The following is an 18,327-nucleotide window of genomic DNA, read 5'->3' on the forward strand; positions in this document are numbered from 1 at the left end:
AATTATTAATTCTTTATACCAAAACATTGGTAATGATCTGAATCTCGGCAATCTTGTCACTGCTGAAGTGATTCAATCTCTGTGGGGAGGCTATGGTGAACTGGTTCGGCTTGTGTTTCCCGAACGCTCAGTCATCGTGAAACATGTGACCCTTCCCAAACCATCAGAACATCCACGCGGCTGGAACACGGATCTTTCACACCAGCGTAAGCTACATTCCTATCAGGTTGAAGTGAGTTGGTACGATAAATTCAGCCACATACCGGATGAGCACTGCCGATTTCCGCAAGGCTTGAAATGCTTTCAAACTGACAACGAATGGCTGATAGTGATGGAAGATCTTGCGCAAGCGGGGTTTCCCAAACTGATCACTAAGGCATCTCCAATTCATCTGCGGGCTTGCCTCTCCTGGTTAGCACATTTCCATGCCCGTTACATTGGCGTTCAAAGTTCGCAGCTTTGGAAAAGCGGCACTTATTGGCATTTGGCGACGCGTCCCGATGAACTGAAAGCGTTAGAGGACAGCGAATTAAAACAGGTCGCGACCTTGATTGATCGCAAGTTGACTCACGCAAAATACCAAACCATCGTCCATGGAGACGCCAAACTGGCGAACTTCTGTTTCGACCAAGCTGAATCATCGGTTGCTGCGGTGGATTTTCAGTATGTTGGCCATGGCTGTGCCATGAAGGACGTAGCACTTTTTATGAGTAGTGCCGTCGAGCCAAAGGCCTACTCAGAAATGGAAAGCTGGGTACTCGATACCTATTTCGCAGAGTTATCGCGAGCGCTGCAAATCTACCAACCACATATTGATCCTGAAGATGTTGAGCGAGAGTGGCATCCTTTATTTGCAGTCGCGTGGGCTGATTTTCAGCGTTTTGTGAAAGGCTGGAGCCCGGGGCATTGGAAAATTAATCCATACACAGAAGCGCTAACGGCAAGAGCTATTGCATCGCTAAAAGGAAGTTTAAAGAAGTTGAAAGAATAAAGCCTCCGGTTTGGAGGCTGGACTTTAGTTTTTATTAGGTCTTATGCGGGCCATGTAATAGGTATTGATGAACTCTCCATTACGGAAGGAGCCATCTACCGCTTCACCTTCTACTTCAAAGCCGTGCTTTTTGTATAGTCCGATGGCGGCTTCGTTGTCGGTGTTCACCTCTATTTGAATTCGTCGTACATTCAGCCAGTTGTCTGCTAACTCGATTACAGTCTCTATCAGTTTACTGCCGACGCCAATTCCGTGAAAACTATCGTGAACCCCGAGACCAAATGAACCGGTATGTGAGGTTCTTGGTCTCTGAGAGTGCTGAAAACCAATATTTCCAACTACTTTGCCATCTACCTCAGCAACATAACTATACATACCAACTGGCAAGTTCGATAGCTTGTTCACCCACATAGCGACAGAGGGGTTAGGGAGTTGCAGGGTTTCACGCTGTGCTTTGGGCTGTGAATAGATTTCAACCAGCGCGGCTGCGTCTTCAACCGTGGTTGGACGTACGATTATTTCCATGCTTCTCTCCTGTGGCTTTTTTTATGTGATTAACGTTAATCTAACCACTAAATTTGAGCTTGAATAGGATTTTTAAAAGCATTCATCATTAAGGCCTTTTAAATTAGTTGGTTACGCAGTCTTGATTTTAAGTTTTATTAGAGGTTTATAGCTGAAATTGTCGAACTGATTGCTGTTATGTTGAATTTTTATACTGGCTGTTGTTTGTTATTCAGGTATTTGTGGCGAATTCTCTCTTAGCCATTTTAGACAAGGCTTCAAAGTGTGAAGTGAGTGGTCACGTACAGTTGATTTGAATCAATAGAGGATTGAGTTACCTCTTATGAGGTATGGGGAAGATGAACGTTTCGGGCTATTTATGCTTAACTTAATTAAGGAGCTTTTTTGAGGAAAAGTGATGAAATCCTCCACGTCAAAAATATCCCAAAGTCGTCGTCGATTTTTGCGTGATACTGCTCGAACTGCCATGGGTGTTGGTGCTGCTGCCTGTGTATTAGGGCTACAGTCCTTACAAAGCCAGGCTCGAGAAACCAAAGGCGTCCCAATTCGACCGCCAGGTGCGCTCCCAGAAGGTGATTTTGAATCTGCCTGTGTTCGTTGTGGGTTGTGTGTACAAGCGTGTCCTTACGATACGTTAAAACTGGCTACTTTATTATCGCCGGTCGCTACCGGCTCACCGTATTTCAATGCCCGCGATATCCCTTGCGAAATGTGTGATGATATTCCTTGTGTAGTTGCGTGTCCGAGTGGTGCGCTTGATCCAGAGCTAACCAATATCGATGATGCAAGGATGGGTACAGCAGTTCTTATCGACCATGAAACCTGTCTCAACTGGCAAGGTCTGCGCTGTGATGTTTGTTATCGAGTTTGTCCTCTCATCGATGAAGCGATTACGTTAGAGAAAATTCACAATGACCGTACGGGTTACCACGCTAAGCTGATCCCAACGGTTAATACAGATATTTGTACAGGTTGTGGCAAGTGTGAACAGGCATGTGTACTGGATGTATCTGCGATAAAAATCGTGCCGACAGACCTGGCAAAAGGCAAGGTTGGCAGCCATTACAATTTCGGCTGGCAAGAGATAGATAAGCCTTTAGAGAATGTGCTTCCGGGAGAGAACTCAGTACCATCTGGTGCACTAGAGTCTCTTAAAGGAGGCAGATGATGGCTAAAAATTTAGCACAAGATGCCGGAAAAGAGGCGATTGATAAGCTTGGCTGGTGGCGGGCACACCGATTTCTTATTTTACGCAGACTGTGTCAGCTAACCATTATTGGTTTGTTCATGGTTGGGCCAACAATCGGCGTTTTTAGCGGTAATCTTTCCTCTAGTATGCTGCTGGATACTGTCCCGATGAGTGACCCGCTTATCGTACTGCAGGCTTTGGCTACCGGACACATTCCAGAGTTTAATGTTTTGCTCGGGGTCACGATTGTTGTTGTGTTTTATGCGGTTTTAGCACCGCGCGCTTTTTGCGCGTGGGTGTGTCCTTTGAATGTGGTTACGGACTTCGCAGCGTGGCTGCGCAGAAAACTGAATATTAAGGCAAGTTATCGTTGGTCTCCGTCTATTCGCTACTGGTTAATACCGGTTCTAATGCTAGGTAGTGCCGTATCTGGCACGATTCTATGGACATGGATAGATCCGGTAGCTGCGTTACATCGCGGGCTCGTGTTTGGCATGGGCGCAGGGTGGATACTTATCGTACTTGTCTTTGTCCTGGATCTTTTACTGGTTGAGCATGGCTGGTGTGGTCACTTGTGTCCCTTAGGGGCCACTTACGGTGTCATTGGAAAACAGAGCCTAATTCGGGTAACAGCGATTCGTCGTGAAAGCTGCACTAAGTGTATGGACTGTTTTTATGTCTGTCCTGAGCCAGAGGTACTGAGGCAGCCGTTGAAAGAGGGTGACCGCCGAGTGATGGATAAAAACTGCATCAGTTGCGGCCGTTGTCTGGATGTGTGTCCGGAACAGGTTTTTGAGTTTAAAAACCGCCTCACAGTTAAAAATATCGAATAAGGCTTTTAATTTTCCCTCTAATGGCTAGTTGCGTTTGAAGAGTATTTTTGCTTTTCAGACGCGCTAAACCTTGCGCGATATTGATATTGTGAATTTGTTACAATTGGCGCTATGATGATTCCTTCATATCTCAAGGATGCATCATGAACATCTCATCTCAAGGCTGGAGAACGCCGCAAAATTTTCTTTTACTCGTTTCTATCATCGTGCCTATCGCTTTTTCTACCTGGATGGCATTACTAAACAACTTCGTTATTGAAAAAGCCAGTTTTGATGGTTCAGACATCGGCCTGCTACAAAGTGTCCGTGAAGTGCCGGGATTCTTGTCGTTTACTGCGGTATTTGTATTGCTCTTTGTTCGTGAACAGCGCTTTATGCTGATTTCACTTGCGATGCTGACACTAGGCACCGCGTTAACAGGTTACTTTCCCACTTTGTATGGCTTACTTTTTACAACCTTGTTGATGTCTACCGGTTTCCACTATTTCGAAACACTGAAGCAGTCCCTTTCTCTGCAGTGGCTGTCTAAGGACGAAGCGCCCGAAATGCTGGGTAAATTCATCTCGGTTGGTGCGCTCGCCTCGCTGATTACTTATGGTGCTTTGTGGCTGATGCTGGAGCAACTCAAACTGGATTTCAAAACTGTTTACCTAATTGCAGGAGGAATCGGTTTTGTGCTGATTCTTGTTATGGCGTTTGCTTTCCCTCAGTTTAAATCCACAGTACCGCAAAATAAGAAATTGGTACTGCGTAAACGTTATTGGTTGTATTACGCATTGACCTTTATGAGTGGCGCTCGCCGTCAAATCTTTACTGTTTTTGCTGGGTTCCTGATGGTTGAGAAGTTTGGTTATTCGGCAGCAGATATAACTTTATTGTTTCTGATTAACTACCTGTTTAACTTCTTGTTTGCTAAACGCATTGGTCGCTTTATTGGCGTTGTCGGGGAACGTAAGGCGCTGATGTTCGAATACGTTGGCCTTATTTTTGTGTTTGTTGGTTACGGGTTAGTACAGACCGCGGAATGGGCAGCTGCGCTTTATGTTGTTGACCATCTGTTCTTTGCTCTGGCGCTGGCGATTAAAACGTACTTCCAGAAAATTGCTGATCCTGCGGATATGGCCTCGACAGCAGGTGTGGCGTTCACTATCAATCATATTGCGGCAGTTGTCATTCCGGTAACATTCGGTGTGATTTGGTTGGTGTCGCCTTCGAGCGTTTTCTACATTGGAGCAGGCATGGCGGCGGTCAGCTTGCTGTTCTCGTTGAACATTCCTGCTAAGCCAGAAGAAGGGAATGAAACCCGTGTGTTGAAATGGAGTTAGTGCCTGTCAGTTTATATCTGATCTGGAAATAATAAAGGAGCTGAAATCAGCTCCTTTTTCGTTTTTCTGTTTAACTCGTCAGCATATTAATGGTCCAGATATAGGTAGTTTTGCCAGCTTGTCATACGGATCAGTACTTTACGCATAATAGCAACGTGGTGGAAGCTATCAGAATAGACCGCGACTTCGACCGCTGTACCCATAGGTAGATTGAATTCGCTCAGATCATCTGTGATTTTGAGTTTCACGAAAACACGTCCATTTGTACGAAGTGCATCTGTACCTAACAGTGTTCCGCGTGCTTGGAATTGGCTTTCACCAATGGCTGGTAGAACCTCAACTACTTCGCCTTTAAATACTCTGCCGGGAATGGCTCGGAACAGAAACTCAGCTTCAAATCCAGGCTCAAGTCTTTGTAGAGAGTTTTGTCTGAAGGCTGCAGTGTAGTACTGCATGTCTTCAGTGTGGACAAAAGTCAATGCTGGGGCTAGTGGTAACGGTACAGCCATCACACCAGGGCGTAAAGCTAGCTGAGTTACGTAGCCATTAGTCGGCGCACGAACTACAGTCTGCTCTAAGTTGAACTCAGCTTTACGTAATTCTGCAAGTAGTTGTGCAACCTGAGTATTCTCACCACCGACTTCCGAGTCGAGCGCGAGTTCGGCTTGTTCTTGTTGTTGTAAGGCAACTTCAAGCGTTGCTTCTGCCGCTTTGTATGCCTGACGTCGGGTATCGAGATCTTGTTCAGTGAACGCGCCACGATTGAATCCGCTTTGGTAACGCGCAAATTCCCGTTGTGCTTTATCTCTTTCAGCCTGCGCCTTGATCACGCCCGCTTTCGCTTCTTGCAAGCCAGATTCCAGCCCCAGAGCGCCTTGGCTCGCTTCTTTGACTTTTGCTTTTAGGCGAGTCACCTCTGCTTCAAAAGGCGTTGGATCAATTTTAAACAGTACATCACCCGTTTTTAAAGGCTGGTTGGGTTGTACCGGAACTTCAATCACACGTCCACGAACGCCTGATACAATAGGCGTTGTCGGGTAGACTTGATTACCAATTTGGGTGAAGGGATGGTTGTAGTTCATGAGCAGCACTAGTGTGCCAATCAATACAACGCCACCTAATACAGCAGTTGGTACAGACCATTTGTTCAAAGGAATTTTAAAAATTTTGAAAACCGCTATACAGAAGGCTGTGTAAGTCAGGATCAGCAATAAATCCATTATTTTTCCTCTTTACTTAGGTCGTCAGCGGTTGGGTTTTGCTGAGTTTGTTGCTTCAATACCGAAACTTCGTTTTTTAGCTCGGTCACTTCGTCTATAAGCTCTTCAAGACGATGGTGGATGTCGTGTGTTTCTTGTTCTAGTTGTTTAAAGCCCCAACCACGCTCTTTGCGCCACAATGTTGCCCAAATCCACAGGAACGGCCAAAGGGCATGCAGTGTGAACAAACTTACCCAACCAGCGTAATGAATCGCGTCTTGGTGAGGATGGTCGCGTTCTTTGGCAATTTCATAGGGAATATCGTGAATAACGATGATTCCGTAGAAAATGACCAAAGCAACGAAAATGAGTATCCCAAGTGCAAAATAATCTAGAAACATCTTACTTACCCGTGCTTGTTGCTATATGAAAAAAGTCATGTAAATTAGTTGCTTAAGTATTTGTTACAAACATAAATGGATCAAGTGTTTTTGGCCTTGTACCCAGTTAACCTAAAGATACTTTGTTCCAGCGCAAAGGGTGGCCATAAAGACGTGGCGACAACCGGAAAATTAGGCCAGCCATAGTTGTAACGCGGTTAGAAAGTTTAGGTTTAAGCATTTGGAACATTCAAACCGTATCTTGAAGCCGCCGGATATATAAATTAATAGACCTTTATTGGAAGAAAGGGAAACAGATTGCAGTACTTAGGTGAGATTGCAGCTATAAGCGCTGCCGTTGTTTGGGCTATAGCGACCTGGATATACAGTCAGTTCAGTCATCGATTTTCGGCCCTTCAACTGAATGTTGTTAAGGGTGTTGTGGCGTCATTTATGATGCTGGCCGTCATGCCATTATCTTCTAAACAGATACCAAACCATATTGAGCCTGTGCATTTAGTCGTTCTGGCTATCTCCGGAGTGATTGGTATTGCAATAGGGGACTCTGCCTACTTTGCCTCGCTGAAACGTATTGGTCCGAATAAAACGCTTTTACTAGAATCTCTTGCCCCACCTCTGTCTGGTATTTTGGCTCTGATGTTCTTGGGTTCTGAACTGACTTTACAAAGCTGGCTCGGGGTGTTGGTCACGACTGCAGCTGTAACGTTTGTTGTGTTTCAACCTTCCTCTGGAGAAAGAACGAACTGGAGCGGGATCGCTTTTGGTCTGCTTGCGAGTGTTTGCCAAGCATCGGGTGTCGTGATTTCTCACTATGCGCTGGTGGCGGGAGATTTGCCGCCGATACTTGGTGCGTTTATCCGTTTAAGTATCGGTGTGCTTGCAGTATGTGTTGTGATCAAGTTTTTTGAAAGAGCGCCTTTTGCTGGTATTAAACAGCACCTGTTCGGGATGGGAACAAAAGCGCTGAGTTGGCTTTTTCTTGCCATTTTTGTCGGAACTTTTCTCGCACTATGGCTCCAGCAAGTAGCGCTAAAGAACGCAAACCCAGCCATCGCTCAGACACTGATTGCGACCAGCCCTCTGTTTATCCTAATTATTTACATAATTAAAGGAGATCGCATAGGAATAAAAAGTATCTTAGGAACGGTAACCGCTCTGCTAGGTATTTCTTTGTTCTTCCTGTAGCGCGAGACTCAGCTGTAGACGCTTTGGTAAAACGTTTACAGCTCGGTACAAATTTGGTTTCGGCCATTAGCTTTGGCCCGATATAGTGCTTTGTCGGCCCGGTAGAATGTACGCTGGGTATTTTCACCCTCACGATGAGCGGTGATACCAACGGATACCGTTAACCCTCGCTCTCCGAGAATTTCGCTCCAGTTATGTTGGTATATGCGCTTCCGGTAGTTTTCTGCGTGAAGCTCTGCGTCTTCTATATTGCAGTTTTCCAGAATGACGAGAAACTCCTCGCCTCCGAAGCGAACACACGAAGCTCCTTCAAACTTAAAGTAGTTAGCTAATTGTCTGGACACTCTCTTTATTGCTTTATCGCCGATCAAATGGCTCAGCTCGTCATTAATAGACTTGAAGTGATCAATGTCGATTACCATCAGAGTAAATGGCGTATCGTGGAGCAGCAGATCTTTAAGTTTTACTTCCAACCAACGGCGGTTGTTCAGTAATGTCAGCGGATCGGTGAGCACATCCTGTTGCAGTTGAGCGACCGTATTTTTGTGTTGTTGCGATCTCTCTTTGAGCTCTTTGTTTTCAATTTCGGACAAGATCAGTTTGAGCTGCAATTCAAACCGTGACAGGCGGCGAAGTTGAGCTGAACCCAGCTCGCTGATAGGTATATTTTTTATTAAGTTAGATTCAATATTGAACGCGCGTTTTTCGCTGTCTAGCGCTACTTCAAACTGCCCTTGGGATGCGCTAATTTTGCTCTTAGCATTGTAAAAGTGCCGGGCAAGAATCGAAGACGTGTGACGCTGAATACGTTTTTCTACCGATGACAGTACTAAGTTGGCTAAGGGGACATTGCCGGTGTTATTAAGGCAGTAGGCGGTTTCAATTTTGACCATTGTAGATAACCAGAACGTTGTGCAACTTCCGGTCGTGTACTGAACGTTAGAAAGAGACTGCAGCGCTTTCCAGTCGTCATTTTGCAACTTATAGAGCTTTGCCCGGTAAAGGTGGATTTGTCCTGCGAGGTTTTTATCACTAACTAGGATACTGAGCTCTTCACACTCATTTAGTAGGTTAGTCGCTTCAGCGGTTCGCTTGAGATTGATAAAGCATGCAAGCATATACAGTTTATAACGTAAGCGAAGCGCGCGGCTACTGATAGAGTGATCAACTGACTCAATTTTTTTGTAGTAGCGTAATGCGCGTTCATGATCGCCATAAGCATCGCACAGGTGTCCCATGCCGACGACAGCGATAACATACTCATCGATAAAACCGTACTCCACTGCAATATTGGTCGATTTGATATATTCAGCCAATGCTGACTGAAAATCTCCGGTTTCGACCAACCTGTCGCATAAGCTCGACTTAACCAATAAAATGTCTTCAACATGATCAGGAAGAGTAAGAGAATCCAGAGCTTGCCTTAACTCAGAGATGCTTTCGTTTAGCTGGTTTAATTCACGACGAAATTCGGCACTGATGATTAGGCAGTGTGCCTTTTCGCGCTGGTTTGATGCAATGTTAAGCCTGATATGTTCCCAGAGCCTGATAGCGTCTTCACCGGTTACGGAGGACGGGTCTATGTCTGCATCCGTTACTTTATTAAGCAATCTTTCCATTTTTCATTACCTCTATACCCAATTGACCTCAAGATGCTAGGTTCAGCGAGAATGACTTGGTTTACAGACGAGGCAACGATTTGAAGATCTAGTGGTTCTAAATCAAAAATCGTTAACAAAGACTGTGAGCCAAGGCAACTCGCCCTTCGGGAGCGTGTCACTGACACAATTTCTACGTCAAATAACTTGGAAAGAGCGAGCTATTCCGCTGCGCTATTTTCCTGGAACTTGAGCCAGTGACAACGCTCTGAATCCTGTATCTTGAAGTCATTTGGGTATACATGACTTTCTTCCAATTGCTCTAAAGTGAACGGGAAAGTAAGAATGTCTTGCAAATATAATATTGGTTTCGGCCCTATTAGCCCACGTCGCTCCCATGGGTAAATACTGATCATCGTTTTGACTGTCTCATACAGCTTTTCGGCAGCCAGACCTTTGTCTGCAATAATCATCGCGAGCCTGTTACTGGAAATTCGGGAAATGAGGTCATTTGACGTAGTTAGAGAGTGGACAAGCTCGGTACATGCATCCAGAAAAGCGGGTTCTGAATGGCTTATCATTATCACGGCGTGATTGGACTGGCTTAGCTCACTTTTAAATAGGACGAGTTGCTCCCACCAGTACGTTTCGGAGACGACATTAGAAAGCTGCTTCTCTGGATTATATTCATGATGAGAGCGAATATGGTTGATGAGTTTCCGCGCTCGTTGTTCCAGCTTACGTTTCGAGCCGTGAGCTTTATCCCGACTAACTTGGAATCTTTGCTCTTTAAGCATTTTCAGCGCGTATTGACGATACTTTTGGAAGGCGTTGAAAGCAGCTTCAAAATCGCCTTGCTGTTCAGCTACCTGTGACTGCTGGAAGCAGATTTGGCTGAGTAATTCTCCGTTATCGAAGCTGCGTGCGGACTCTTCAGCAGCAAGCAATAACTTCGTTGCACACTCTGTATCTTTGCGCAAAAGCTCCAGACGAGCCCTGCTGATGAACGAGTGCGCTTTCATCCACGTAAGATCATGTTCAACTGCAAGCTGATACGCTTTTTGTGTTGCTACTTCTGCGGCATCTAAACGCTCTAGTCCGAGCAGAGCTAAACCTTTAAAGTCCCAAATTTCAGCTTGCCAGGTTGAGTCTTCATGCTCTTTGAGAACTTCTGTTGCGCCATCAAGAACCGTTAGCATATTGACAAAATCTTTTAGCAGATAGTAATCCCATGCCAATAAGATACGGGCTTTACCTTCTAACCGCGCGATCCTGACGTTATTTGCCACCTTAACGGCTAACTCATGAGTAGATGCGGCAAGTTGGTGGTCATTGGTGATGCGCCAGACATTACCCAAACCGATAAGTGACTCTATCTGAATATCGATGTTATCGACAAGGGAGGATTGCTCCAGAGCGTTGATCCAGTATTGCTGGGCTGAGTAATACTTGGCTTGTCCCCAGTACTGCAATGCGAAAATGTGAAGAATTTCTGGAAGGTGATCATCTGTATCAAGCTGAATCTGTATGTCGTAGGCAGCTTTTATGAGCTTTAGCCCCTGACGGTAGTTCATTAAACACCAGTAGCAGTGCGACATGATCAGCAAGGCTTTGATTTCTCCTTCAGCAAACAAGATTTGTTCCGCTTTTACGCGGCACGCCTCTGCTTTGCGAAGAGTAGATTCAGGCTGAGCAGTAATCTGCTCTTTAAGCAATGTCAGCTCGTCTTCTAGCTGAATTTGGCTTCTATCCAAGGTTTATTACACCTATGACTGTCGAACTGGAACTTACACCTAAATACAATCCGTTAGATGTGCATTTCATTACGAGAGCAGATCAAGTACTACTTCATAACTTTTCAGGAGGCTTCACTATAGCACCAGCCTCCAGATTGCAATATCAGAGGTGTCCAAAAATCAGGACAGGAGCTGTTTAATAGTCAAAGGAGCATCAGTAACTTCTAGTCTTTGAGCTGCGGTGAGACCTTCTTTATCTTGATAGCACAAATTATGCCAAGCTCTGAAGATATCTAAAAGAGGTAATATACCACCGGGTCTCAATTTGCGACGTGGCTCGTTTATGAAGCTTTCAAAAAGTAGCTGGAATCGACTTTGATAAAACTGTATTTGACGTGTTGTCGCGACATTGAACCATTTTTGGGGTTCGTTATTATCACCAGCAAGGTAACAGATCCCTTTGGTACTCTCTGCCTGGCCTGTAACGTCTGCCTGGCTTGAAATTGCCCAGCGGTCACGCCACCAACTCATGTAAACAATATCAACTTTGCCAAATGGCGAGTTCATGTTCCATGACGGTTCTTCTTCCACGTACATTAAGTCGACATTTTTTCCTTGATGCGTGAAAGGCAAACGCTCAACGCCGCCGATCGCAACAGTGGATCCTGAGGCATGTAGATAGATACCCGCTTGTTTGGATTACACATATCAAGGACATGCAAATAATGAGCGTACGAGGTGTACGGAGGGCGAATAAGTGCGCCCTTGGACGGGTAATGGAATACCGAAAGGTTTCCTAGCGGATCTTCCACATTTCCGCGTGCTAAGATGGTCTGGTACTTCTGATCGATGCGCTCTCGAAGTTTGCTAGAGGGCTCAGCTGGAGATTCGCTGGCTTCGGCAGTGTACTCTTGAGATACGAAGCGAGAGACGGGATCGTAGGGATTATGGTCAAGCGGGCCAAGTGGTTCTTCATCAGCAGAGTAATTGACGTGCTGGCAAAGAATATAACCGGAGCGCGCTTCTCCGGAAACGATCCAATACACACCATTATTACTCTTTGGCTGCAGAGCTACATAGTTTGATGATAACTCATACTGGTTAGCGTGATTCACCCACCGGGCATCAATAGTCGCGAGTTTCCGGCGACAGCGACTCGCGATATGGTCGACATGGTCATAAAAGGTTTTAGGATTGATATCGAGCTTACGACAAATCTCGCGCACGGAATATCCTGTAAACAATAAAGCCATTAAGTTTTCCTGAAACTGAAGCTTTTTGTTTGCACCGGACCATTTATCGACGAAAGTACTCTGGCATGCTTTACAACGGTAACGTTGGCGATCGCCACTGTAACCAAAGGCATGGTATAGATGTTTATGGGTGTGGACAGAGAGTCCGAAGTTGTCACAGTCTTCATTACGACAAGCTGGCAGGCCATCGCTATGGACATGACGCAGACGATGAAGTTCGTTCACCACATCGGAGTTGTTTAGTAAAGGGGGGAAAGCTCCACATTCACGGCAGACCATCGCAGGACGCTTAGGGTTCGCATGTTGCAGAACGTAACGTTTTGCATCGCTCAATCCAAAGTTGTCACACGCCAATGTTTTACAAAAGTTGAGTTGTAAACCATCTGCATCTTTTGGCAGTTCGCCGTTAGACACGATCGCCCCCTCTGGGTAATTAGGGCAGCCGGTCAGGAACCGGCTGCAAACATTACATGTTGATTGCTGTTTCTAGTGCAACAGTCATCATCTCGTTGAACGATTTTTGACGTTCTTCAGAGCTTAGTTTTTCACCACGGATGATGTGGTCAGAAACAGTCAGAATTGTCAGTGCTTTTGCACCTAGGTCAGCAGCTACGCCGTAGATACCTGCAGCTTCCATATCTACACCTAGGATGCCTAGTTTTTCCATTTTTCCGAATAGATCCGCTTCAGGTGTGTAGAACAGGTCTGCAGAGAATACGTTACCCACTTTAACTGGTACTTCTTGCAGACGTGCTTGTTTTACTGCTTCTTCAAGAAGTTCGAAGTCAGCAATCGCTGCGAAGTCGTGGTTGTTGAAACGGATACGGTTAACTTTTGAGTCTGTCGATGCGCCCATACCGATAACAACGTCCATCAGTTTTACGTCGTCACGTACAGCACCACAGCTACCTACACGGATAACGTTTTTCACGCCGTACTCAGCGATCAGTTCGTGTACGTAGATACAGCATGAAGGGATACCCATACCGTGACCCATTACTGATACTTTCTTGCCTTTGTAAGTACCTGTGTAGCCAAACATGTTACGAACGTCACAAACTTGCTTCACGTCATCCAGGAATGTTTCAGCGATGTATTTAGCTCGCAAAGGGTCACCCGGCATTAGAACTGTTTCAGCGAAATCACCTGGTTGTGCGTTGATGTGTGGGGTTGCCATAGTGCTCTCCAAAGTATTTTTTGATAAAACGCATCTAGTATAGATGGCTATTACCAATTCTGTTGAATCGGTTCGTTTTCGTTAAGGCAATAATAACGGGGAGTACACCAATCACTTGAGATCTTCATCACAAAAAACACCCTTATAGAAACTAATGGCATGCATTATAACTAATTTTGTTGAAAGGCAAAAGGCAATCGATTTGCTGCGCAAAAACGTGCTAATGACGAACACTAAATCAATAGGTAAGGCGCAAAAAAAAATTTTGTTGCTGATGATCTGACCTTCTTTCCTCTGAGTAAAATGGTTAATTGTACAGTTTAATTTCTTGTACAATCTAAGTGGTCTTGCTATAAGTTATACAACAAAACCTTTTGTATAGGGATGGCGTCATTATGGAATCTTTAATCAAAGTCGGTATCAGTTCTTGCGTACTCGGTGAACGTGTTCGTTTCGATTCAGGTCATAAGGTCAGTAATTTTGTCACGAAAGAGCTCAGTAATTACTTCGATTTTGTTTCTGTCTGTCCTGAGGTAGGAGTAGGTATGCCAGTACCCAGACCGACAATCCGTCTTATTTCCAATGAAGAGCGCATAGCTCTGGTTGAAACGAAGAATCCGGAGAACGACCACACTGATAAAATGCTGGCCTATTCAGCGAGCAAAGTCGCAGAGCTGCAAAATCAGGAATTGTGCGGGTATATCGTGTGTGCGAAGTCACCAACCTGCGGCATGGAGCGTGTCAAGGTATACAGTAAGAATAATGCTGCTAAAGAAGGGGTAGGTCTGTACACACAAACTCTAATGAATAATATGCCGTGGCTACCTGTCGAGGAAGATGGCCGCCTGAATGACCCGGTACTTAAAGAGAATTTTATTACTCGTGTATATTGTCTTAACGACTTCTATCAATCCATGTCAGGAGAACCTACTCGTGGCAAGATCATTGATTTCCACTCGCGTTATAAACTGACGCTAATGGCTCATCACCCGGAATCATATCGGGCATTGGGCCGCTTAGTCGCTGATGTTGCAAGCTATGAGATTGAAGACTTTTTTGCCGAATATCGTTTGGGGTTGATGAACGCACTTGCAAACCGTGCGAGCCGAAAAAATAACACCAATGTGTTGATGCACCTGCAAGGCTACTTTAAACGTGCATTAACAAGAGACGAAAAAGAAGAGTTAGCGACAGTAATTCATGATTACCGTACTGGTTTGTTGCCGTTGCTTGCACCGATAACACTGATAAAACATTATCTAAAGACTTATCCGGACGAGTATTTGCAGAAGCAAAAGTACTTAGAGCCGCACCCTCAGGAGATGAGATTACGTTATGGTTTGTAGTTCAGAAGAAAAACTGTACGCAATTAGAGATGTCGCTGATTTGACGGGCGTGAAGCCCGTCACTCTCAGAGCCTGGCAGAGAAGATACAACCTTATCCAACCTAAACGGACAGAAAAAGGTCATCGTTTATATCGTCAGCAGGATCTCGATACAATAAAAGAAATACAAAGCTGGCTGGCGAAAGGCATAGCCATCGGTAAAGTGAAAGGTTTGCTGGGCAGAACCGATGATGTAGAAGTTAGCTCAGAACCTCATGCATTAGAAGAGGTAGGGTCGGTGCTTTCAGCACTGGCCGAACTTAATCACGCTAAGACTGAAAGCTTGCTGTCTTCGGTGATGAAAGAGTATCCCCTCAATATTGTTATTGAGCAGTTCATTGACCCTGTATTTGACGCACTGGAACTGGTCAAGGTTTCCTTACGTTCGTTACAGATGGGGCTTTTCCAGACCTGCCTTATTAAGCGTCTTGCTCTCGTGATTGATTCTGAAAATAAGGCATCGACAAAAGGTAAGTGTTTACTAATCAGCTTTGAACAGCCTCGGGAAGCAGAAAGCTGGATTCAAGCGGCAAAGCTTTGTGAACAGGGTTTCCATATTACTTTAATTGACAAAGTAAATGACATCTCAGGTTTAATTGAACATCAGATCATGGAACGCTTTCAGCGCGTATTTCTGTTTTCTAATAAAGCGCTGCCAGTTAAGCAAGTTGAAACATTAAAAGCGTTACTGGATCAGTTTCCAAATCAAGTTCAGTGCTCTGAGGTGATAGAAAAACTTCATCTCAGCCAAGAGTAAGGGGGTCTCATGGTATTGGTCTGGTTCAGACGAGATTTAAGAACGTTAGACCACTCGGCATTACAAGCCGCCATAGAAACTGGTCAGCCGGTAGTTGCATGCTTTATCGCAACACCAGAGCAGTGGCGAGAGCACCATATGGCCCCAATTCAGGCAGATCTTATTGCACGCCGGTTAGAGCATCTGGAGCATGAGCTCACTGAGTTGAATATTCCGTTTCTGTATAAAGAAGTAGAAAAGTTCAGTGGCTGTGTTGATGTAATCTCCGAATGGGCAAGATTGTTAAACGTGAACAGTGTAATGGCAAACATTCACTATGAAGTGAATGAGCAAGCCCTTGATCGTGAGGTTTCTAAGGCGTTAAATCAATCTGACGTTGGCTTTAAGCTGTTTCATGACAAATGTGTCCATGCTCCGACTACGGTTCTGAACAAGCAGGGTGATTACTTTAAGGTATTTACTCCTTTTAAACGCGCCTGGTTGCAAAAATTTCAAATGCCATCTGTTTTCAAGCCTCAGGCTCAACAAGCTCTTTCAGGCGAGGTTTTATCCCTTTTAGAGGGTATGACCTTCAATGACAATTTCACTTTTAGTTATCCCCGCGAATCCAGTGATAACTGGCGTGCTTCAACGAATGATATTTTGAATCAGCTAAGATTGTTCGCTCGCGAGCGTAGTGATAATTACAAGGTGGAACGTGATTTTCCTGCTGTTGACGGAACCAGTCAGTTGTCTCCTTATCTGGCGATCGGTGCGTTGTCTCCGAGACAGTGTATTGCAAGGTTGTTTGCTGAGAATGAGCAACCGGATTTGCCGGAAGGAAAGGCGACATGGCTAAGTGAGATCATCTGGCGCGAATTCTACCAACACTTGCTGGTTTTTGAGCCAAAACTGGTTAAAGGAAAAGCATTCATCGAGTGGGAGGAAAATATTCAATGGTCTTACGACGAGCAAGCATTTGAGCGATGGAAAACCGGGACAACCGGCTATCCTATCGTCGATGCTGCAATGCGTCAGCTCAATCAGACCGGATGGATGCACAACCGCTTAAGAATGATTGTGGCGAGCTTTTTAACCAAAGATTTGCACATTGACTGGCGCTGGGGCGAATCCTACTTTATGAGCAAACTCGTGGATGGTGATTTTGCAGCCAATAATGGAGGATGGCAGTGGTCTGCATCGACGGGATGTGACGGTCAGCCTTATTTCCGCATTTTTAATCCGGTCAGCCAGGGTGAAAAGTTTGATGCTGATGGAAGCTTTGTACGCCATTGGGTACCGGAAATTAAGACGGTTCCAAATAAGTTTGTTCATAAACCATGGAATTGGGAAGGTTTTTCTTTACTGGATTATCACACTCCGATGGTTGATCATAAAGTGGAAAGAGAGATAACCTTACGGCTCTTTAAAAGTGCCAAGGAATAAACTTAAATGCTTAGCAAAATGCGACCGATGAGTTTCGCAAAACGAACCCTGTTATCTGTATCATTGTCATTAGTCAGCGGATTGTCATTTGCTAAGATGTACGAGCTACCTACAGATAGCAGTCGTGTTATTGGTCGCAATGAAAACCATGTTGTGCAAGATGGCGAAACGATGGCTAATATCGCTAAGCTCTATGATGTCGGCATGCTTGCTCTGATGGCAGCAAACAAAGGTGTTGATCCTTTTCTCCCTCAATCAGGACGTGTTCTGACTGTTCCTTCTCAGCTTATTCTTCCTGAGGTGCCAAGAGAAGGTATCGTCATTAACCTGGCAGAGCTGCGTTTGTACTATTTTCCGTCAGAAGGTGAAGTCGTTCATGTGTTCCCGGTTGGGATTGGTCGTATCGGGCGAGATACTCCTGTTATGACAACCAGCGTAAGCCAGAAACGTCCTAACCCTACCTGGACTCCTCCAAGCTCAATTCGCGCGGAATACAGAGCAAAAGGTATTGATTTACCAGCTGTTGTTCCTGCTGGTCCTGATAATCCTCTGGGTATGTTTGCTCTTCGCCTGGCATACGGAAGGGGAGAGTATTTGATTCATGGTACGAATAAGGATTTTGGTATCGGTATGCGTGTTAGTGCCGGTTGTATCCGTATGGATCCGAGTGACATTGAATGGCTATTTGACAAAGTTCAGCGTGGAGAAAAAGTAAGAATTATCAACCAGCCGGTTAAAGTAGCATTAGAACCAGACAGAAGTGTCTTTGTTGAAGCGCATGAACCATTGACACGTAGCAATGGTAAGAAAGATGATCTCGAATTACCTAAAGAGCTAGGCTGGTGGCTGAGTGAATTTGGAATTAAAGATGTTAAGGCAAAAGCAGTGATCACCGCTCAGAATGGTGTTCCGGTAGAAATTACCGCGCCCTAAGGCGCGGTATAATACTAGTATTCAAACAACTAGAGCTTACTTAGTGTAAGATTGAGCGATGTTGTCAATACGCTCGTTAGCACGTGCTGCTTCTTCTTGAGCAGACATTGCTGCGTCTTTTGACATTTGTACGTCAGATCTTAAAGAATCTACGTCTTGGCTCAGCATATCAACTTTGTTACTTAGTTCGTCTAGTTTTGCTGTAGTAGCATTATCAGAAGAAGCACAACCCGCTAGTAGAAGTACTGAAGTGGCTGCAGCTGCGATCAACGTTTTGTTCATATAAGAACTCCTTGCTTATAGTGAATGTCTCGCTCCTTAACTTTTTTTTTTGTGAAGCGAGGTTAATGTAGACACATTATATCAGTACATGATGTCGCAAAAGTCAAAAAAATCCAAGAATTTCATGGACTAC

At 44.9% G+C, this 18,327-nt stretch carries 16 protein-coding genes and 1 pseudogene; 9 read left to right on the forward strand and 8 right to left on the reverse strand.

The annotated features are described in order from the left end of the window. The first annotated feature begins 1 nt into the window (after position 1). Entirely contained in the window at positions 2-991 is a 990-nt protein-coding gene (locus tag KHN79_RS15495; protein ID WP_182010308.1) for a phosphotransferase, read from the forward strand. Positions 992-1,015: 24 nt separating this feature from the next. Here the strand turns inward: KHN79_RS15495 and KHN79_RS15500 are convergent, their stop codons facing one another. Then, on the reverse strand, positions 1,016-1,516 hold the full coding sequence (locus KHN79_RS15500; protein WP_182010167.1) for a GNAT family N-acetyltransferase: 501 nt from the start codon (positions 1,514-1,516) through the stop codon (positions 1,016-1,018). Between the two features lie 397 nt (positions 1,517-1,913). Between KHN79_RS15500 and napG the strand changes: the two genes are divergently transcribed. The 3 genes from napG to KHN79_RS15515 all read left to right on the forward strand — a co-directional run bounded on the left by napG (position 1,914) and on the right by KHN79_RS15515 (position 4,863). Beyond that, the gene (napG, locus tag KHN79_RS15505) at positions 1,914-2,684 is read left to right on the forward strand and encodes a ferredoxin-type protein NapG (RefSeq protein ID WP_182010166.1); all 771 of its coding nucleotides are present in this window, start codon (positions 1,914-1,916) and stop codon (positions 2,682-2,684) included. Beyond that, on the forward strand, positions 2,684-3,538 hold the full coding sequence (gene napH, locus KHN79_RS15510; RefSeq protein ID WP_182010165.1) for a quinol dehydrogenase ferredoxin subunit NapH: 855 nt from the start codon (positions 2,684-2,686) through the stop codon (positions 3,536-3,538). Before napG ends, napH begins: the two co-directional genes overlap by 1 nt. Positions 3,539-3,681: 143 nt before the next feature. Beyond that, positions 3,682-4,863 (forward strand): MFS transporter, encoded by a 1,182-nt coding sequence (locus tag KHN79_RS15515; protein ID WP_182010164.1) that lies wholly within the window; start codon positions 3,682-3,684, stop codon positions 4,861-4,863. Positions 4,864-4,949: 86 nt separating this feature from the next. On the opposite strand, the gene KHN79_RS15520 is transcribed toward KHN79_RS15515, so the two are convergent. Then, entirely contained in the window at positions 4,950-6,083 is a 1,134-nt protein-coding gene (locus KHN79_RS15520) for an HlyD family secretion protein (RefSeq protein WP_182010163.1), read from the reverse strand. Continuing rightward, positions 6,083-6,463, reverse strand: coding sequence for a DUF3302 domain-containing protein (locus KHN79_RS15525; protein WP_182010162.1), 381 nt, complete (start codon positions 6,461-6,463; stop codon positions 6,083-6,085). Before KHN79_RS15525 ends, KHN79_RS15520 begins: the two co-directional genes overlap by 1 nt. Positions 6,464-6,760: 297 nt before the next feature. Between KHN79_RS15525 and KHN79_RS15530 the strand changes: the two genes are divergently transcribed. Next, positions 6,761-7,648 (forward strand): DMT family transporter, encoded by an 888-nt coding sequence (locus tag KHN79_RS15530; RefSeq protein ID WP_182010161.1) that lies wholly within the window; start codon positions 6,761-6,763, stop codon positions 7,646-7,648. A 35-nt stretch (positions 7,649-7,683) separates the two neighbouring features. On the opposite strand, the gene KHN79_RS15535 is transcribed toward KHN79_RS15530, so the two are convergent. The 4 genes and pseudogenes from KHN79_RS15535 to deoD all read right to left on the reverse strand — a co-directional run bounded on the left by KHN79_RS15535 (position 7,684) and on the right by deoD (position 13,412). Continuing rightward, a complete protein-coding gene (locus KHN79_RS15535; RefSeq protein WP_182010160.1) occupies positions 7,684-9,267 on the reverse strand; it encodes a GGDEF domain-containing protein in 1,584 nt (527 codons plus the stop codon). Between the two features lie 200 nt (positions 9,268-9,467). Next, positions 9,468-11,000 (reverse strand): hypothetical protein, encoded by a 1,533-nt coding sequence (locus KHN79_RS15540; RefSeq protein ID WP_182010159.1) that lies wholly within the window; start codon positions 10,998-11,000, stop codon positions 9,468-9,470. A gap of 162 nt (positions 11,001-11,162) precedes the next feature. Continuing rightward, positions 11,163-12,649 (reverse strand): annotated as a pseudogene (locus KHN79_RS15545) (lactate dehydrogenase). Positions 12,650-12,701: 52 nt separating this feature from the next. After that, positions 12,702-13,412: a purine-nucleoside phosphorylase gene (deoD, locus tag KHN79_RS15550; protein WP_182010157.1), complete on the reverse strand. Its 711-nt coding sequence runs from the start codon at positions 13,410-13,412 to the stop codon at positions 12,702-12,704. 395 nt (positions 13,413-13,807) lie between these two features. Here deoD and KHN79_RS15555 point away from each other — a divergent pair, with 395 nt between their 5' ends. The 4 genes from KHN79_RS15555 to KHN79_RS15570 are packed head-to-tail and all read left to right on the forward strand — an operon-like array spanning position 13,808 to position 17,912. Continuing rightward, a complete protein-coding gene (locus KHN79_RS15555; RefSeq protein WP_182010156.1) occupies positions 13,808-14,758 on the forward strand; it encodes a DUF523 and DUF1722 domain-containing protein in 951 nt (316 codons plus the stop codon). Next, entirely contained in the window at positions 14,748-15,554 is an 807-nt protein-coding gene (locus KHN79_RS15560) for a MerR family transcriptional regulator (protein ID WP_182010155.1), read from the forward strand. The genes KHN79_RS15555 and KHN79_RS15560 overlap by 11 nt, the downstream gene beginning before the upstream one ends. A 9-nt stretch (positions 15,555-15,563) precedes the next feature. Then, positions 15,564-16,979: a deoxyribodipyrimidine photo-lyase gene (gene phrB / locus KHN79_RS15565; protein ID WP_182010154.1), complete on the forward strand. Its 1,416-nt coding sequence runs from the start codon at positions 15,564-15,566 to the stop codon at positions 16,977-16,979. Positions 16,980-16,985: 6 nt separating this feature from the next. Next, on the forward strand, positions 16,986-17,912 hold the full coding sequence (locus KHN79_RS15570) for a L,D-transpeptidase family protein (protein ID WP_182010153.1): 927 nt from the start codon (positions 16,986-16,988) through the stop codon (positions 17,910-17,912). Positions 17,913-17,948: 36 nt separating this feature from the next. Here KHN79_RS15570 and KHN79_RS15575 read toward each other — a convergent pair whose 3' ends face one another. Next, entirely contained in the window at positions 17,949-18,194 is a 246-nt protein-coding gene (locus KHN79_RS15575) for an Lpp/OprI family alanine-zipper lipoprotein (protein ID WP_182010152.1), read from the reverse strand. Positions 18,195-18,327 lie beyond the last annotated feature (133 nt).

This window comes from Vibrio sp. B1FLJ16, from assembly GCF_905175385.1.
In the GTDB taxonomy this organism is placed as follows: Bacteria; Pseudomonadota; Gammaproteobacteria; order Enterobacterales; family Vibrionaceae; genus Vibrio.

Bases quoted from the DNA above. Each gene is read 5' to 3' on its own strand.
- KHN79_RS15500 (WP_182010167.1), bottom strand. From the start codon at position 1,516: ATGGAAATAATCGTACGTCCAACCACGGTTGAAGACGCAGCCGCGCTG.
- napG (WP_182010166.1), top strand. From the start codon at position 1,914: ATGAAATCCTCCACGTCAAAAATATCCCAAAGTCGTCGTCGATTTTTG.
- napH (WP_182010165.1), top strand. From the start codon at position 2,684: ATGGCTAAAAATTTAGCACAAGATGCCGGAAAAGAGGCGATTGATAAG.
- KHN79_RS15555 (WP_182010156.1), top strand. From the start codon at position 13,808: ATGGAATCTTTAATCAAAGTCGGTATCAGTTCTTGCGTACTCGGTGAA.
- KHN79_RS15535 (WP_182010160.1), bottom strand. From the start codon at position 9,267: ATGGAAAGATTGCTTAATAAAGTAACGGATGCAGACATAGACCCGTCC.
- KHN79_RS15520 (WP_182010163.1), bottom strand. From the start codon at position 6,083: ATGGATTTATTGCTGATCCTGACTTACACAGCCTTCTGTATAGCGGTT.
- KHN79_RS15560 (WP_182010155.1), top strand. From the start codon at position 14,748: ATGGTTTGTAGTTCAGAAGAAAAACTGTACGCAATTAGAGATGTCGCT.
- KHN79_RS15525 (WP_182010162.1), bottom strand. From the start codon at position 6,463: ATGTTTCTAGATTATTTTGCACTTGGGATACTCATTTTCGTTGCTTTG.
- KHN79_RS15515 (WP_182010164.1), top strand. From the start codon at position 3,682: ATGAACATCTCATCTCAAGGCTGGAGAACGCCGCAAAATTTTCTTTTA.
- phrB (WP_182010154.1), top strand. From the start codon at position 15,564: ATGGTATTGGTCTGGTTCAGACGAGATTTAAGAACGTTAGACCACTCG.
- KHN79_RS15575 (WP_182010152.1), bottom strand. From the start codon at position 18,194: ATGAACAAAACGTTGATCGCAGCTGCAGCCACTTCAGTACTTCTACTA.
- KHN79_RS15570 (WP_182010153.1), top strand. From the start codon at position 16,986: ATGCTTAGCAAAATGCGACCGATGAGTTTCGCAAAACGAACCCTGTTA.
- deoD (WP_182010157.1), bottom strand. From the start codon at position 13,412: ATGGCAACCCCACACATCAACGCACAACCAGGTGATTTCGCTGAAACA.